22 protein-coding genes are annotated in these 15,950 nt (G+C 61.0%); 10 read left to right on the forward strand and 12 right to left on the reverse strand.

What is annotated here, in order from left to right:
• Positions 1–68 precede the first annotated feature (68 nt).
• The 3 genes from E5W87_RS04765 (at position 69) to E5W87_RS04775 (ending at position 1,548) form a co-directional block, all read left to right on the forward strand.
• Positions 69–359 carry an accessory factor UbiK family protein gene (locus E5W87_RS04765; protein WP_292394520.1) on the forward strand — a complete coding sequence of 97 codons (291 nt, stop codon included), beginning with the start codon at positions 69–71 and terminating at the stop codon, positions 357–359.
• A gap of 316 nt (positions 360–675) precedes the next feature.
• Positions 676–1,176 (forward strand): YbjN domain-containing protein, encoded by a 501-nt coding sequence (locus tag E5W87_RS04770; protein ID WP_095488847.1) that lies wholly within the window; start codon positions 676–678, stop codon positions 1,174–1,176.
• Between the two features lie 12 nt (positions 1,177–1,188).
• Positions 1,189–1,548 carry a tRNA-binding protein gene (locus tag E5W87_RS04775; protein WP_292394523.1) on the forward strand — a complete coding sequence of 120 codons (360 nt, stop codon included), beginning with the start codon at positions 1,189–1,191 and terminating at the stop codon, positions 1,546–1,548.
• A gap of 10 nt (positions 1,549–1,558) precedes the next feature.
• Here E5W87_RS04775 and E5W87_RS04780 read toward each other — a convergent pair whose 3' ends face one another.
• From E5W87_RS04780 to E5W87_RS04795, 4 genes are all read right to left on the reverse strand, one after another.
• Positions 1,559–2,581: a glycosyltransferase family 1 protein gene (locus E5W87_RS04780; RefSeq protein WP_292394564.1), complete on the reverse strand. Its 1,023-nt coding sequence runs from the start codon at positions 2,579–2,581 to the stop codon at positions 1,559–1,561.
• A 261-nt stretch (positions 2,582–2,842) separates the two neighbouring features.
• Positions 2,843–4,255 (reverse strand): ATP-binding protein, encoded by a 1,413-nt coding sequence (locus E5W87_RS04785; protein WP_292394525.1) that lies wholly within the window; start codon positions 4,253–4,255, stop codon positions 2,843–2,845.
• Between the two features lie 129 nt (positions 4,256–4,384).
• Positions 4,385–5,104: a response regulator transcription factor gene (locus E5W87_RS04790; protein WP_292394527.1), complete on the reverse strand. Its 720-nt coding sequence runs from the start codon at positions 5,102–5,104 to the stop codon at positions 4,385–4,387.
• Complete coding sequence (locus tag E5W87_RS04795; RefSeq protein ID WP_164547134.1) at positions 5,091–5,624, reverse strand: MarR family winged helix-turn-helix transcriptional regulator; 534 nt, start codon at positions 5,622–5,624, stop codon at positions 5,091–5,093. The genes E5W87_RS04790 and E5W87_RS04795 overlap by 14 nt, the downstream gene beginning before the upstream one ends.
• Positions 5,625–5,872: 248 nt before the next feature.
• On the opposite strand from E5W87_RS04795, the gene E5W87_RS04800 reads away from it, so the two are divergent.
• The 3 genes from E5W87_RS04800 (at position 5,873) to E5W87_RS04810 (ending at position 7,995) form a co-directional block, all read left to right on the forward strand.
• Complete coding sequence (locus E5W87_RS04800) at positions 5,873–6,766, forward strand: branched-chain amino acid aminotransferase (RefSeq protein ID WP_292394529.1); 894 nt, start codon at positions 5,873–5,875, stop codon at positions 6,764–6,766.
• 145 nt (positions 6,767–6,911) lie between these two features.
• Positions 6,912–7,229, forward strand: coding sequence for a hypothetical protein (locus E5W87_RS04805; RefSeq protein WP_292394531.1), 318 nt, complete (start codon positions 6,912–6,914; stop codon positions 7,227–7,229).
• A gap of 124 nt (positions 7,230–7,353) precedes the next feature.
• Positions 7,354–7,995 carry an MBL fold metallo-hydrolase gene (locus tag E5W87_RS04810; protein ID WP_292394533.1) on the forward strand — a complete coding sequence of 214 codons (642 nt, stop codon included), beginning with the start codon at positions 7,354–7,356 and terminating at the stop codon, positions 7,993–7,995.
• Between the two features lie 199 nt (positions 7,996–8,194).
• Here the strand turns inward: E5W87_RS04810 and E5W87_RS04815 are convergent, their stop codons facing one another.
• The 3 genes from E5W87_RS04815 to E5W87_RS04825 form a co-directional block, all read right to left on the reverse strand.
• Entirely contained in the window at positions 8,195–8,611 is a 417-nt protein-coding gene (locus E5W87_RS04815; RefSeq protein ID WP_292394535.1) for a BA14K family protein, read from the reverse strand.
• A 217-nt stretch (positions 8,612–8,828) separates the two neighbouring features.
• A complete protein-coding gene (locus E5W87_RS04820; RefSeq protein WP_006202521.1) occupies positions 8,829–9,041 on the reverse strand; it encodes a cold-shock protein in 213 nt (70 codons plus the stop codon).
• 256 nt (positions 9,042–9,297) lie between these two features.
• Positions 9,298–9,510: a cold-shock protein gene (locus tag E5W87_RS04825; RefSeq protein ID WP_023799871.1), complete on the reverse strand. Its 213-nt coding sequence runs from the start codon at positions 9,508–9,510 to the stop codon at positions 9,298–9,300.
• A 500-nt stretch (positions 9,511–10,010) separates the two neighbouring features.
• On the opposite strand from E5W87_RS04825, the gene E5W87_RS04830 reads away from it, so the two are divergent.
• The gene (locus E5W87_RS04830; protein WP_292394538.1) at positions 10,011–10,412 is read left to right on the forward strand and encodes a Kazal-type serine protease inhibitor; all 402 of its coding nucleotides are present in this window, start codon (positions 10,011–10,013) and stop codon (positions 10,410–10,412) included.
• A gap of 85 nt (positions 10,413–10,497) precedes the next feature.
• On the opposite strand, the gene E5W87_RS04835 is transcribed toward E5W87_RS04830, so the two are convergent.
• The 5 genes from E5W87_RS04835 to E5W87_RS04855 form a co-directional block, all read right to left on the reverse strand.
• Positions 10,498–12,051: an EAL domain-containing protein gene (locus tag E5W87_RS04835; protein ID WP_292394539.1), complete on the reverse strand. Its 1,554-nt coding sequence runs from the start codon at positions 12,049–12,051 to the stop codon at positions 10,498–10,500.
• 159 nt (positions 12,052–12,210) lie between these two features.
• A complete protein-coding gene (locus E5W87_RS04840; protein ID WP_292394541.1) occupies positions 12,211–12,435 on the reverse strand; it encodes a hypothetical protein in 225 nt (74 codons plus the stop codon).
• 92 nt (positions 12,436–12,527) lie between these two features.
• Positions 12,528–12,665, reverse strand: a complete 138-nt coding sequence (locus E5W87_RS04845; RefSeq protein ID WP_292394543.1) for a hypothetical protein — start codon at positions 12,663–12,665, stop codon at positions 12,528–12,530.
• Between the two features lie 49 nt (positions 12,666–12,714).
• The gene (locus E5W87_RS04850; protein WP_095488858.1) at positions 12,715–12,963 is read right to left on the reverse strand and encodes a hypothetical protein; all 249 of its coding nucleotides are present in this window, start codon (positions 12,961–12,963) and stop codon (positions 12,715–12,717) included.
• Entirely contained in the window at positions 12,960–13,226 is a 267-nt protein-coding gene (locus E5W87_RS04855; RefSeq protein WP_095488859.1) for a hypothetical protein, read from the reverse strand. The genes E5W87_RS04850 and E5W87_RS04855 overlap by 4 nt, the downstream gene beginning before the upstream one ends.
• Before the next feature lie 377 nt (positions 13,227–13,603).
• On the opposite strand from E5W87_RS04855, the gene E5W87_RS04860 reads away from it, so the two are divergent.
• From E5W87_RS04860 to E5W87_RS04870, 3 genes are all read left to right on the forward strand, one after another.
• Complete coding sequence (locus E5W87_RS04860) at positions 13,604–13,786, forward strand: hypothetical protein (protein ID WP_128286122.1); 183 nt, start codon at positions 13,604–13,606, stop codon at positions 13,784–13,786.
• 54 nt (positions 13,787–13,840) lie between these two features.
• A complete protein-coding gene (locus E5W87_RS04865) occupies positions 13,841–14,104 on the forward strand; it encodes a DUF1488 domain-containing protein (RefSeq protein ID WP_292394546.1) in 264 nt (87 codons plus the stop codon).
• A 306-nt stretch (positions 14,105–14,410) separates the two neighbouring features.
• Positions 14,411–15,950: sulfotransferase (locus tag E5W87_RS04870; protein WP_292394548.1), on the forward strand; the 1,540-nt coding region annotated here is incomplete at its 3' end.

The raw sequence follows: 15,950 nt of genomic DNA on the forward strand, positions 1-15,950 counted from the left end.
AGGCGACGTGGATGCTTGCATTCCGCGTCGCGCGCCACTACGTCAAATCTAGCAAGCGAGGATTTGCCATGTCGACCGGACCGAACCGCATTCTCGATGAATTCGCCAAGCTGATGACTGACGCCGCGGGTGCCGCGCAAGGGGTGCGCCGCGAGGTGGAAACCGCCTTCAAGGGGCAGGCCGAGCGCGTTCTCAACTCGATGGACCTGGTGCAGCGCGAAGAATTCGAGGCCGCACGCGATATGGCTGCCAAGGCGAGGGAAGAAAACACCCGCCTTGCTGCGCGCCTCGAAACGCTTGAGGCAAAGCTCGCCGAATTGACCGGGCAGGCTGCGGCAAAGCCCAGATCAAAAAAATAATCGTTAAACTTTTCCACAAAGCACAATCGCAAAAAGCGCTTTGTCGTGAATCGCTTACCGGCATTGCGTGAATCTTTGTGACAGCGGCTTTCCACATGCGAATGACGCAGTGCGAAAAATTGGGCTGGTCACGCGACTCCCGATCAATAGACTGAATTTGTTGCATGATTCGGAGCAGGGTCATGCGCCGGGCGGTGGGGTCCGGTCTGGGGTCTTTGCGTTGACGAAGTCCCGGCCGTCCGAGTTCTAGACAAGATTGTTCGTTGTGTGTGCCCGCGGAGCGTGTGGCGCTCCCCTGAACGACAGGAAGCATTCCATGGAACTTCTCGAACTCGACCTCTCGCGCGAAATCCATCCGGTGGATGTTATCGAGCAGGTGGCCCACAACAACGACTGGTCCTTCGAACGGGCCGGCGACGACGAGATTTCGATTTCGGTTGCCGGAAGCTGGACCGACTATCACGTCTCATTTTCCTGGATGGAGGATTTCGAGGCGCTCCATCTTGCCTGCGCTTTCGACATCAAGGTGCCGGAGGCGCGCGCGCTCGAGGTGATGCGGCTGCTTTCGCTGATCAACGAGCAGATGCTGTTTGGCCATTTCGACCTCTGGGAACAGGAAGGCGCGATCATGTTCCGCCAGTCGCTGCTGCTCGCCGGTGGAGTCGAGCCGTCGAGCCAGCAGGTCGAAGTGCTGCTGTCGTCGGCGCTGGAAGCCTGCGAATGCTATTTCCAGGCATTCCAGTTCGTCGTCTGGTCGGGAACCTCGGCCAAGGAGGCGCTGGCCGGCGTCCTGTTCGAGACCTATGGAAACGCCTGAGCCAGGTCCTCAATGAGTTCGAGCAGCCAGCGCAAGCCCGAGATCAGCTTCGCCGATTTCGACCGTGTCGATATTCGCGCCGGCACGATCGTCGAGGCCGAGCCTTTTCCCGAGGCACGAAAGCCGGCGATCAAGCTGAAGATCGATTTCGGCGCTGACATCGGAGTGAAGAAATCGTCGGCGCAGATCACCAAGTACTATGCGCCCGAGACGCTGATTGGCCGACAGGTGTTCGCGGTGGTCAATTTTCCATCGCGGCAGATCGGACCCTTCATGTCGGAAGTGCTGACGCTTGGCTTTCCCGACGAAGAGGGTGCCGTCGTCCTCGGCGCAATCGAACGCAAGGTGCCGGACGGCGGCCGACTATTCTAGCAATGCCTTCTCAGGCGGCCAGTTTGCGCGTGGTGCCCAGTGCCTCTTCAACCGTCTCCAGGAACATCTCCGCGCAGGCCTTCCAGCTATAACGCATTGCCCGTTCGCGCGCCTCGGCGCGGTCGACGTGGAGCGCGGCGAGCGCGGCCTCACGCAAATCGTTCGACACAGCTCCGCCAACGCCGTCGCCGACAATGTCGATTGGCCCCGTCACCGGATAGGCTGCGACCGGCGTGCCGCTGGCCAGCGCCTCGATGATGACATTGCCGAACGTGTCGGTGCGGCTGGGGAAGACGAAGACATCGGCCGAGGCGTAGATTTCGGCCAGTTCGTCATTCGGGCGGTGGCCAAGGAAATGAGCATCCGGGTATCTGGCCTTGAGCCTGGCCAGCTCCGGCCCCTCGCCGACGATCACCTTGCTGCCGGGCAGGTCGAGATCGAGGAAGGCGGCCAGGTTCTTTTCGATCGCGACGCGGCCGACGCAGAGGAAGATCGGTCCCTTGAGTCCCAGATCTTTCTTCTTGTCCGGCCGGAAATGGTCGGTGTCGACGCCGCGCGTCCACGGCCTCAGCTTGGTGAAGCCGCGCGCCGACAGGTCGTCCGCCAGTGACTGGGTGGCGACCAGCGTGCCCTGTCCGGAATTGTGGAAATCGCGAAGCCAGCGATAGGCCCAGGTCTCCGGTATAGGCAGCCGCGCGCTTAGATATTCCGGGAAGCGCGTGTGATAGCTTGTCGTGAACGGCCGACCTGCCTTGCGGCAATAGCGCCGCGCCATGATGCCGAGCGGGCCTTCGGTGACGATATGGATATGATCGGCGTTGCGCGCCTCGATCAGGCGCGCGACATGGCCCGGCGTCGTCAGCGCCAGCCGGATGTCCGGATAGGTCGGCAGGGGCAAGGTGCGAAAGATGTTCGGGGTCAGGAAGTCCGTCTCGACGTCGAAGGATTTCAGGGTTTCCGAAAGCCGTTCCAGCGTGTGGACGACGCCGTTGACTTGCGGGCGCCAGGCGTCGGTGACCATCAGGATGCGCATAGCAGCCCTTTGCTGGAAAAGGTCGTCGGTTTCCTTGATGCGAGGCCGCAAGGCCGAATCAATCAGGATCGCGCGCTTCATGCGCGCTCTTCAGCATGGTTTCATGACGGGCCGATGAAGGCATAAGCCGGCGGCCGGCCGCAATCATCAGAAAAGCAGCGCATCGGCCCGAAAATCGAATTCGATTTTCGGAAAGCACGATGCGGAGGTTCAAAGCGTTAGAGCGTACTTTGTGCGTCCACTGGACGCACGTCGCTCTAATCAGGCCGGAACCTTGATGACGGCGCGCAAGCCGCCGAGCGGGCTCTTGTCCAGCATGATGTCGCCGCCATGGCTGCGGGCAATGTCGCGTGCGATGGCAAGGCCAAGGCCGGTGCCGCTGGCGTCAAGGTTGCGGGCCTCGTCAAGCCGCACGAAAGGCTTGAACACGTCCTCGCGCTTTTCGGGCGGAATGCCCGGTCCGTCATCGTCGATGGTGACGAGCAGCGAGCCGCGGCCATGGTTGGCGTTGATCTCAACCGTCTTGGCGTAACGGAAGGCGTTGCCGACGATATTGGACAACAGCCGGGCAAAGGCGTGGGGCCGCACATGCACATTTGGATCGCCGGCCAGCGCGGTTGACAGTTTGCGCTTGCGCAGAGTGGCCTCTTCGCCGAGCTTTTCGAAATAGGCTTCAAGATTGAAACGGCCGGCATCTTCCGCTGCCTCGCCGCGGGCAAAGGCGAGATAGCCTTCCAGCATGGACTGCATGTCATCGATGTCCTGGCCGAGCGCCTCGGTGTCGGCCTTGGTCCCGGTCAGCGCAAGCTGCAGCTTGAAGCGGGTGAGGATGGTTCTCAAATCGTGGCTGACGCCGGACAACATGGCGGTGCGCTGTTCGAGCTGGCGTTCGATGCGTTCGCGCATCTGGATGAAGGCAAAGCCGGCGCGGCGAACCTCCTCGGCGCCGCGCGGACGGAAATCGCGCGGCATCGGCCGGCCCTTGCCGAAACTCTCGGCGGCCTCGGCCAGCGTCAGAATCGGCCGGATCTGGTTGCGCAGGAAAGGGATGGCAATCATCAGCAGCACCAGAGAGGTGCCGACCATCCAGATCAGGAAAATGTGCGTGTTCGAGGCATAGGCCTGGCTGCGGCGCACGAAAGCGCGCAGCACTTTGCCCTCGAGCTGGACGCGAACCTCGATGATATTGGAATTGCCAACCGTGTCGATCCAGAACGGACGATTGATCTGATGGGTGATCTCGGACGAGAGAATTTCGTCGAGGATCGAGAAGAACGGCTTTGGACCGGGTGCCGGCAGCGGATCGGGCGGAAGCAAGTCGATCTTCAACTGCATGCGATCCTGCGCGATGCGGATGATGTTGGCGTAGTCGGCGTCGTTCGGATAGGTTTCTACCAGGTCGACGATCGCGGCAATGTCGCGGACCGTGGCCTGCGACAGGCGCTGCGTCACGGTCTGCCAGTGGCGTTCCATGAAGACAAAGGCGAGGACAGATTGCAGCAGGATCATCGGTGCGATGACGATGATCAGCGAGCGGGCATAGAGCCGCTTCGGCATGTAAAGCGAAACGAGGCGCCAGAACCGTTTCCAGGCGAGCGGCACCGCCTTCAGCGCCCGCCTGGCGCGAGCGCTCAAGCCGCTATCTTCCGGCCGTTCCAGTTGCGTGGTCGCCATTCGCCCTTTTGCCCATCTGCAGCTCAACAAGGGGCCCGCAAGCGCAGTGCTGCGCTTGCAATTTTCGACTTTATGCGTGCCGTCGTCCCAAACCGCTTCGCACTTTTGGGCGACATGCATTGCGGCAGTCTATTCCACGCTGAGCCGATACCCAATACCGCGCACGGTCTGCAGCCAGACCGGATTGGACGGATCGCGTTCGATCTTGCGGCGCAGCCTGTTGATCTGGACGTCGATGGTGCGCTCGCCGACTTCGGACTCGTCGCCGACAAGTTCATGGCGCGGTATCGTTTCGCCGGCCCGCGACGCGAAGATCGCTAGGATCTCCTGCTCGCGGTCCGTCAGCTTCAGGGCCTCGCCGCCGCGCTTGAGCTCCCGCCTGGCGATCTGGAAGGTGTAAGGGCCGAAGACCAGTTGCTCGACCTTGGGCGTCGTTGCCGGACCGCCGCGGCGCAGGATGTTGTTGATGCGCAGGATCAATTCGCGGGGATCGAAAGGCTTCGGCAGATAGTCGTCGGCGCCGGCCTCGAGCCCGGTGATCCGGCTGTCGGTTTCGGAAAGCGCGGTAAGCATCAGGATCGGCACGTTCTTGGTCGCCCGCAGCGCCTTGGCGAGGTCGACGCCGGTTTCGCCCGGCATCATGATATCGAGCACGAGCAGGTCAAAATCGAGGCCGGCGAGCTTGCGCCGCGCTTCGCCGGAATTTCCGGCAACGGTGACGCGAAAACCGTTTTCGGTCAGATATTGTTTTAGAAGATTGCGGATACGAGTATCGTCATCGATCACCAGCAGATGCGGCGCATCATCATCCGGTGCTGCCGGTTGATCAACCCTTTCAATGGTCTCCATGGCTTTTCCCTGACATTTTTGCGGGCACAATGTCGATCTGCGCCCTTAGTTCCGGATTGACCATCGCTTCCAGGAAGCGTTCGATCAAGGCGCGTTCGGTGGCTCCGAAATCTTCCAATGCAGCATGGATGCGGCGCGACTGTGGCCGTGCCAGCGCCAGCGCCAGGGCGCGGCCCTTGGCCGTCGGATAGAGTTCGCGCTGGCGGCGATCGCGCGGACCCTGCAACTGGACGACGTGATCGGTGTCGATCAGTTGCTTGAGCACGCGCGCCAGGCTCTGCTTGGTGATCTTCAGTACGTCGAGGAGTTCGGCGACCGTCAGGCCCGGCCTGCGATTGACGAAATGCAGAACCCGGTGATGGGCGCGGCCGAAGCCATAATCGGACAGGATCTGGTCCGGATCGGAGGTAAAATCGCGATAGGCGAAGAAGAACAACTCGATGATGGCAAAGTCGATGCCGTCCTCGTCGGTGACCGCCGTCCTGATCGGTTTTCCGGCTGGGTGGCTGCGATCCGTCATCTTTTCTCCGTGCGAAAGGGAAATTATGTCAGTACTATTGACGTAATTTCCCGGCAATGGTAATTTTTGACAAGCTTTTCGGCGGATTGCGAACGAAAAGGCAAGGGAAAGCCGTTTTTCCGGAACTTCCTGTGTTTGCCAGGCCTTATATATCCGCCTACGCTTCGAGATACCGGCCGCCTGGTGCGGCTGACAAGAAACGCGCAACGACACAATGATGTGCGGGCGACCGCCCGCGGGAGGTTACCATGGCATCCGTTCCCTTTGACCAAATGGACGGCTTTATCTGGATGAACGGCGAGTTCGTCAAATGGGCCGACGCCAAGATCCACGTGCTGACCCATGGCCTGCACTACGCCAGCGCGGTGTTCGAGGGCGAGCGCGCCTATGGCGGCGAGATTTTTAAACTCACCGACCATAGCGAGCGCCTGCACGAATCGGCACGCCTGCTCGGCTTCAAGATTCCCTATTCGGTTGCCGAGATCGATGACGCCTGCCGCACGCTGTTGAAGAAGCAGGGCTTTCAGGATGCCTATGTCCGGCCGATCGCCTGGCGCGGCAGCGAACAAATGGGCGTTTCGGCGCAAAACAGCCGGATCAACTGCGCCATCGCCATCTGGCAGTGGCCGAGCTATTTCGATCCGGCACAGAAGCTGAAGGGCATCCGTCTCGATCTGGCCGAATGGCGCCGCCCCGATCCGCGGACTGCGCCGTCGAAATCGAAGGCTGCCGGCCTCTACATGATTTGCACCATGTCCAAGCATGCCGCCGAAGCCAAGGGCTATTCCGACGCCATGATGCTCGACTGGCGCGGCCAGGTTGCGGAAGCGACCGGCGCCAATATCTTCTTCGTCAAGGACGGCAAGATCCACACCCCCACCCCCGATTGCTTCCTCGACGGCATCACCCGGCGTACGGTGATCGGCCTCGCCAAGGATCGCGGCTTCGAGGTCATCGAGCGGGCCATCATGCCGGAAGAGCTCGAGGGCTTCCAGCAGTGCTTCCTCACCGGGACGGCGGCCGAGGTGACGCCCGTTTCAGAGATCGGTCCATACCGATTCGAGGTGGGAGAAATCGCCAAGACTCTGATGAACGACTATTCTGCGGCCGTTCAACCCAAGCATGCGATCGCCGCAGAATAACGAAAGTCACAGCTTTTTTAACAAGTAGGGGCGGTTTTCGGGCTGCCCCTTTTATTTAAGCACTTCTGCATTTGACTTTCGTCCAATTCGGCGTCTCATGATGGTGTCGGCCCGGGAGGCTGGCAGCTATGGAGGGACTGGTAACATGGACATGAACACGCTTCTTCCGATCATTATTCAGGTGATTACGGGTATCATCGGTGGTCAGGCGGTGGGCGCGGCGATCAAGACGGCGGCGATGGGTCAGCTTCCCAAAATTCTGGGCGGCGCCGTTGGCGGCGTCGGCGGCGCGGCGATCCTCGGCAGCCTGCTCGGCGGCGGTACGATCGATCCGGCTGCAGCCGCAGCGGCAACTAGCGGATTGGGCAGCGCGCTGAATGTGCAAAACATCGTTGGCGGTGCCGGCGGCGGCGCCATTCTGACCGGTATCATCGGTGCGGTCATGAATGCGATGAAGAAATAAGCCTGGCGGTTTCGGGCTTTCGCATGGGCGGCTTCGGCCGCCCATTTCTTTTGATGTCCGTGCCAACGGTGGACGCCGTTTGCATGTGTCTCTACATCAGGGGCGACACAGCGAAAGGACGATCATGGGTCAACTCAATGCCGGTATCGTGCCGGTCACGGCCTTCCAGCAAAACTGCACCATCCTCTTCGACATGGACGACAGACAAGGCGTCGTCGTCGATCCGGGCGGCGACATCGACAAGGTGCTGGCGGTGCTGAAGGATAATGCGATCAACGCCGGCGCGATCTGGATCACGCACGGTCATATCGACCATGCCGGCGGCGCCATGGAACTGAAGGAGGCGCTCGGCGTCGAGATCATCGGCCCGCATGAGGCTGACCGTCCATTGCTCGCCAATCTCGAGAACCAGGCAAAACTCTACGGCATCACCGATCCGGTGCGTAATTGCGTGCCCGACCGCTTTCTCAGCGAAGGAGATACCGTCTCGTTCGGCCAGCACGCATTCGAGGTCTTTCATTGCCCCGGCCATGCGCCCGGCCATGTCGTCTACTACAATCGTGCTGCGAAGTTCGCCCATGTCGGCGATGTGCTGTTCCGCGGCTCGGTCGGGCGCACCGACCTGCCGGGCGGCGACCACGCCGCGCTGATCGCCTCGATCAAGGACAAGCTTTTGCCGCTCGGCGACGACATCGGCTTCATCTGCGGCCATGGTCCCGGAGGCCGCTTCGGCGAAGAGCGCCGGAGTAATCCGTTCCTGATTTAAGGCGCGTCACGTCTGATGAGCCTCATGCGACGCGCATCAGTCTCTTGTCTTGCGCATGCCGACAACAAAAAAGCGCTGGCCTTGCGGACAGCGCCTTTGTTTTGGGGCAGGGAAGCCTTAAAGCGCATTGCGCTTTAAGGCCTTGTCTTTGTGCATGTCGTTATCCCCAAAACCGCTATTCACTTTTGGGCGACATGCATTAGTTCGCGGTGCAGAAATGCTGTTCGCCGTCATAGCCGGTGAACGTACCGGTGCGGGAGTTGAATGAGCGATAGCGATCCGAACAATATTCATACCAGCCACGGGTCCACGGCTCGGCGTAGCCGTCATTGTAGACGACACGCGGTTCCGCGTAGTAGCGGCGCACCGGGGCGGGGCGTGGATAACGCCCATAATCGTCATAGCCGGGATCGTAGTAGCTGGGCTGCGGGTTGTTGAGCGCACCAACGATCAGGGCGCCGGCCGCGAGGCCAAGGACGCCTGCCGCGATCGCGTCGCCATTGCCACGATGGTGGTGCCGGTGGCGCCACTCACCAGCACTGGCCGCTGGCAAGGTCGCAAGCGTGGTCGCGACAATCGCGGCGGACAGGATGGTGGTCTTGAAAATTCGGTTCATGTCGGTCTCCTTCGTGCCGGCCCGGTAATTTGGGGATGCGGTCCGGCTTTATCGAAGACTAGTAGGCGACCGTGGCTGAACGGGGGCTGAACGAAATTGGCGGGCTGAGATCAATCGACTTTCATCGATCAGGCATGGCGCGAGCCACAAATATTGCACGCTCAACAAGGAGCGGACCTGCCCTGCGGAATCCGTCCGATGCTGTCTCGATCCCGGCTCAGCCGATCGACAGGTTGACGGCTTTCGGACCCTTGCCGCGCTTGTCCGGCTCGGTGTCGAATGTTACCTTCTGCCCATCCTCAAGACCGGGAAGACCCGACGCCTGCACGGCCGAAATATGGACGAAGACATCCTTCGCGCCATCATCCGGCGTGATGAAGCCGAAGCCTTTGGCATGATTGAAGAATTTGACGGTGCCGGTCTGCGGCATGGGAAGCTCCTTTGATCCCATCAAGTCCAGTCTCGGGCCGGCAAATGCCCGAGTGGAAATTTGTCGTTTATTTTAGCGTCATCGGCAAGAGAAAGTTTTGCGAGCATTGGCTTGCCTTCTCGGGCACGAAAAAAGGCGCGACGAAAAGCGCCGCGCCTTCGAAAACTCGGATCCGGCGCTGAAAGCCGGCACAAGGCCCTGTGGAGACCTCAGGCAGAGTTCCTGAGCACGTCCGAGCGGACGTGCGCGCGACGGTTCAGTCGGCGCGGAGATTGACCGCCTTCGGCCCTTTGCCCATCCGGTCCGGCTCGACATCGAAGGTGACCTTCTGGCCATCGACGAGCGTGCGCAGGCCCGAAGCCTCGATCGCGGAGATGTGGACGAACACGTCCTTGGCGCCGTCATCTGGCGTGATGAAGCCGAAGCCTTTGGTTGCGTTGAAGAACTTAACGGTGCCGGTCTGGGCCATTGGGGAAACTCCTTCACCCGTGTCAGTCTTGTGGTTTGCCCGCCGCCTGACGCCGTGGGCAAGTCCCGGTGGTTGCTTCGGCAGTCATGCATTGGCGCATGGTCAAAACCCCCCGCCGAAAAACGGGGCCGTCAGAGATTCACAGTATCGGGGAAAGGTCGTCCAAAACGTTCCGCTCTCCGGGTCGCAAATGCCCGAACACAAAATTTATCGCACGGAAAGGTGATCGTTGCAAGGTAGCGCCCGCGGGCCTCCCGACGGGCGCATTCCGACGCATGGCACCGATAGGCTGGGGTGCTCGTCCGGTCCTCGGTCAGTGCCCGGCCACGCATGGTCCAGCGGGCTGGGAGCTTGCAAACAGGGGTTGCATTTGGCCGAGGAATAGCGAGGATTGACCTGGAGTGGAGCGCGTTTTGCATTTTTTGTGCATATCGTTATCCCAAAACCGCTGCGCACTTTTGGGCGGCATGCGTGGGAGCGGGGGCTCGGGAGGTATAGTCATGAAATTTCTTGCGGCAATCTTCTCGCGGCAGGGTTTTGCTATCCTGTTGCTGTCGGCAGTTCTTGCGGCCTGTACTGCGGTGGTGGTGGATGAAGGACCGGGGTACCGTCCGCCAAGGCCCGGGCCGCAATTCTGCACCAAGCAGTATGATCCGGTCTGCGCCCGGCGTGGCGGCGACCGCCAGACCTTCGCCAATGCCTGCCTTGCCGAGCGAGCCGGGTATCGCATCATCCGCGACGGCCAGTGCCGCGACGGTGGCGGCGGCGGTGAGGAGCAGACATTCTGCACCCGCGAGTATGCCCCCGTCTGTGCACGCCGCCGTGGCGACCTGCGGACCTTCCCCAACGCATGCGAGGCCCGTGCCGCCGATTATCGCATCGTCGGAGACGGCCCCTGCTGAGAGCTGCTTTCCTCTCCGTCTCCGGACGGGGAGGGCCCATCTATCAACTGGACATAGGCAGGCGGGCGGCTGGCGCCTCTTGCCTCTACGCCGGCAGCCTCGCCTTGCGGCAATAGGCGATGAATTCGGTTGCGGGCATGGGCTTGGCAAACAGCCAACCCTGACCATAGTCGACGTCGCGTTCCATCAGATAGTCGGCCTGTGCCTGCGTCTCCACGCCCTCGGCAATGATCTTCAGCTTGAGCGTCTTGGCCATGTCGATGATATGCGGCGTGACGGAACTGGTGGCGGAATCCGTGGCGATCGTGTCGATGAACGATTTGTCGATCTTCAGCGCATCGAGCGGCAGGCCTTCGAGATGGGACAGGCTGGAATAGCCTGTGCCGAAGTCGTCGATGGCGACCGCATGGCCAAGCTCGCGGGCGCGAATGACGGTCGAGCGCGCTGAATCGACGTCGACGAAACCGCGCTCCGTCGCCTCCAGCCAGATCTGCCAAGGCTGAATTCCGGTATGCTGCAGGGCGTTTTCGATGACCGGAAGGACCCTTGCCGTTCTGACGTCGGCCGGGCTGAGATTGATCGCGATGTGGAGGGAGCGATTGGCGACAAGAAGCTTTTTCAGGTCCAGGACGACAAGGGCGATGACCTGATCGGTGATTGCAGCGATCAGGCCGCTCTCTTCGGCCAGCGGGATGAAAAGATCGGGCCGGACCAGCGAGCCGTCGGGCCGTCTCCAGCGCACCAGCGCTTCGGCCCCTACGCAATTGCCGGTCCTGAGCTCGACGATCGGCTGATAGTGGACGATGAACTCGTGCTTGCGCACGGCAATCTGCAATTCTCCTAGCGGCGACAGCCGCCGCCGCGACAACCAGGCAACCATGCCGATGATGAAGGCGGCAATGAAAGCGCCGAGAGGAAGCAACAGCAATTGCCGCCTGCGCACGCTGTCCACAATCTGGCTTTCCGGTTCGGTGGCAACCGCGATCCAGTCCGTCCCGCGCGCCGTGGCGAACAGATGACCGTCATCCAGCCCTTTGCCCGGGGTGGCGATGATCTTGCCGATGCGGGCTGGGTCAGGCCCGTTCAACGCGCTGAGCAGGACGCCAGTGTTGGTCGCCAGAGCAAGCTGAATGTCGGGATCGACGACAATGTCGACAAAGCGCAGAGGATCGACAAGGACATTATGGTGCTTGTACTGCAGGGCCATCAGCGGATGGTCCTGGTCGGCTAAAGGCTGTATCCGGGCGGTGACGGCAACGCCGTCTGCGGTGGTGAAATCCGGTGTGGCTTGCGCAACGCGTCCTTCGGTCGAGCCCCAGGATGTGCATTTGAGCAGTCCGGTTTCGAAATAGCCCATCTCTTCGATCGAGCGGGTGTTGATGGTGAGCTGCCGCATGCGGGCAATGTGGCCCACCGAGCAGCGGTCGCCGGCGAACCGGTCGATCTCACGCAATGTGTCGGTTGCATCCTTGAGCGATATGCTGGCCCTGGCGATCGCGCGCTTGGCGAACAGATCCAGCCGTTGATGTTCTTCTTGAACCGCCAGGACCCATGAAAAGTGGAACATCGCCACGATGGGCACGATCGCGCCGAGCAAAGCCAGCACCACCGCAGTCACGATGATGCGCGGCCTGTCCATGTGCGCCTCCCTGCCTTTGGCCGGCGGTCACCTGCCGGTTCCATGCGCGATCCCGCCGGGACGGGCACCGAGCCTCGTTCCAGCGGACCCTTATATGGCTTCGACGTTACGTGATCTTTAATCCGATCCGCGTGGTGGCCTGGATAAAGGCAGGGCTGCTCATCCGTCCGCTGGATACGCTCCATCGGCCGGGCCGGCATAGAGCTCGCTGCCGTCTTCGTCGGAAATGCGCAGGCGGTCCGGGATTTGCGGCATCACCAGCGAGCGGAACAGCTCGGTGGCGCCCTGCAGGGCGGCGCGCAGGTTCGGCGCCTCGAGCGACACCCTGTCGAGCATCGCTTCGTCGGCGTCGCGCGAACGATAGAACTCGACGACGAAGTTCAAGCACGCCTCCGTGTTGCGGCGCCGCAGTCCTGAGGTCGCACCAGGGCCGCTCCGGTGCGCGCATGAAGAAGACTGCCCGGCGCTTCGGAGCGTTAGCCCTTGGACTTCGGCTTCAAACCGGCTTCCGACTGGTTGACGGCTGAGCCGAAAGGCGAAGCCGGCTTTGCCGCCGCCTTGTCCTTCTTGGGCTTGCGTGTCTCGCGGTTGCTGCGCTGTTGACCCTTGGCCATTTCTTGGTCCTCGTGATTGATGAACGTGGTGGTGGCGGTCGACGAGGGCCTAGGCGCTCGGATTGTCGGCCACTTCGAGATTGTCTTCCGTGGTGACCCGCTCATGGGTCTCCTCGTCGCTGCGGATGCGGTATTGCGGCGAGCCGTCCTTGACCGGCAGCTTGCTCTTGATCTGGAACAGCTCCGCGGTCTTCTGGACAAGGCCGGTGCGGCTCTTCATGCGAACGGTCTGGCCGATTGCGAAAAGATGCGCGGGCGTGTCGGTGCGCGGGCGCGCGTTCTGCTGGAAGCGGATCATGCGGCATTCTCCTGGTCGCGCCTCAGCGCGGTTTCGAGTTCGGCGAGGTCGATGGCGACCAATTGGCTGGTCTGGCTTTTCACCGTTCTCGCCGGCAGATGGATGAAGGTGGCGACACGGCGCCAGGCAAGCCATGACATGCCATCGATAAGCTCCTCATCGTGGTCGATGTCGTAGTCGCCGGCCGGCAACTTTCCCTCCAGGCCGCCAAGCATGAAGGGCGCCTCGAAATGCGCGATGGAATGGGTAGTTCGGCCAGACATTCTCGTGCCTCGAAGTCTCGTTCCCGGCGTGATTCCGATAAAGTAGTGCCCGCTTTGCGGCACTGGGACTTAGAGTGTCGTGCGTCCCTGTATCAGCAATTTGGGTATCGGCGATCTGGAATGAGTTTGGCGGGTCGAGAACCTTTGACGCCGCGAGATGCCAAGCTTGGCCCAAAAAACGATCTCAATTCATTAATCCAAGATTGCGGTTTATTCAAGAAGATTCCTGCCCGATGCCGATCTTGCGGCGAAATTACTTTTCTAGTGATATTTGCAGAATGATGATACGATCCAAACTCTTCACAAGAATTGTTTGAAATTGTATCGGAAAATTTCATCCCGGTATTGTTTTTTATTTATGTCTGAAAGGAAAACCCATGGTTTCCGTGAAAACGCCTGATGGCTCGACCGTAACAATCAAGCCGATCATCAAGCCCACAAAAGTCATATCGGCGCGGCTGACGATAAGAAGTGACGAGGCAGCAAGGCGAAAGATCGCCGACACCGACGGCACGCTGCGGCGGGCACGTCAACTCGCCGAAACCCACCGCCTGATCTGACATGGCCGGCTTTGCCATGTACGCCGGCTTTGCCATGAATCAAGGAACTCGATCATGACGCTCAATTTCCCCAACCGCAGCCGCTCCTACGACGCTGCAGCCAGGCGCATTCGTTTTGTCGGCCATGACGGGATGTTCGAAGTGCCGTTCTTTGTGGAGATTGCAGCGCTTTCGGCGGCAACGGTCACGAGCGGAGCCGAAGCCGAATATCTCAGCGCCTTCGATGCGGAGCGCTCGTCGATCCAGGATGTTGCGCGCGAAGCCTATTCGCACGGACGCAAGAACATGTATGTATTGACCCAGGCCGATTTCCGGTAAGAAACCGTTTGGAAATTCTACTCTGGCGGCCATCTGATGGCGTTTTCTGCGCTTCCGGTGCTCACGGACCAGATGTCCGCTACGCTCCGGTTCTCGAAACCACCATCATATGACTCGCCAAAGCGAATTTCGAAACAGTCTCTAAGTTGGCCTATGAACCCTTGAACCTGCCGCGCCGATGGCCTAGATCGCGGCAGGCGGACAAAACACGGCAGGTTTCCCATCAACAGATATCCGAGAAGACCGGCAGGCGCGGGCGCCAATTTCGGCTCAGGCGGACAGCCGCCGCTGGGGCTCGACCAGCGCGTGCAGCAGGCGCTGCAATTGCATCAGGCGGGTCGCCGGCAGGAAGCCGAGATGCTCTACCGGCAGGTGCTGGCGCAGAAGGCCAACCACGCGGCGGCGGCGCATTTTCTAGGGCTGCTGCTGCACCAGACCGGGCGCAGCGCCGAAGGACTCGATCTCCTCGAACAGTCGGTGCGCCTGCAACCCAAGAACCCGGATTTTCTCAACAACCTTGGCACCGTGATGCGCGACCTCGGTCGTGTCAGTGCAGCCGTCGATTTCTTCCGTGGCGCGGTGGCGCTGCGCCCGGACCAGCTTGCGGCGCGCGACAATCTCGGCTCGTCGCTAAAGCAGATGGGACAGTTCGAGGGCGCAGAGGAGATCTATCGCGGCACCATCGGTCGCAACCCGTTCCATGTTCGCGCCCGCATCGGGCTTGCCGAAACGCTGCAGGAGGCCGGGCGGCTCGATGAGGCGCTTGCCGTCTTCCGGGAAGCGCTGACGATCCGGCCTAAGGATGCAGACCTGCTGCACGGGCTGGGCGTCGGGCTGATGGAAAAGGGCAAGCTCGACGAAGCGACTGACTTGTTCCGCCAGGCGCTGACCGTCAATCCTGCCATGGCCCGGGCCTGGCTGATGCTGACGCAGGTCAAGCGCCAGAAGGAGCGCGACGCCGAGCTTGCCGGCATGGAGGCGCAGCATGCCAAGGCGCCGGAAGGCAGTCTGGCGCGCATGCAGCTTTCCTTCGGCCTGGGCAAGGCCAATGACGATTTGAAAGATTACCCGCGCGCCTTTGATTATTTCGCCGAAGGCAATGCCATCCGCCGCAAGGGCATCGACTATGATCCGGTGAGGACGCGGGCCGAATTCGATGCGATGAAGTCGGTGTTCGATGCCAGTTTCTTCGAAAAGCATAAGCCAAGCGCAGCCGCCGACGATGCGCCGATCTTCGTCGTCGGCATGCCGCGTTCGGGCACGACGCTGGTCGAACAGATCATCGCCAGTCATCCCCAGGTTTACGGCGCCGGCGAGCTCAGTATTTTGAGGACGGTGGTCGGCAAGCAGTTTCCGTTGACCATGCCAGGTGGCTTTCCCTGGGGCGTATCTGATGTATCCGACACGGATTTTACCGAGGCCGGACAGGCCTACCTTGACATGCTGCATGCCCGCTATCCGCATGTCCGCCATGTCACCGACAAAATGCCAGGCAACTTTCTGCTTATCGGTTTCATCCACATGATGCTGCCGAAGGCCAGGATCATCCATTGCGCGCGCGATGCGGCGGCGACCTGCCTGTCGATCTACAAGGTGCATTTCCGCGGCGACACTCACCGCTACGGCTACGATCTCGGCGAGCTCGCCGATTTCCACAATCTCTACACCGATGTCATGGCGCACTGGCGCAGCGTGCTGCCCGGTGTCGTACACGATGTGCGCTATGAGGATTTCGTCGCCGACCAGGAAGGGCAGACGCGGGCGCTGATCGCGCATCTCGGCCTGCCATGGGACGATGCGGTGCTGTCGTTCCACGAGACCGACCGGCCCGTACGTACGGCATCGG

This window comes from Mesorhizobium sp. (assembly GCF_004962925.1).
GTDB lineage: Bacteria > Pseudomonadota > Alphaproteobacteria > Rhizobiales > Rhizobiaceae > Mesorhizobium.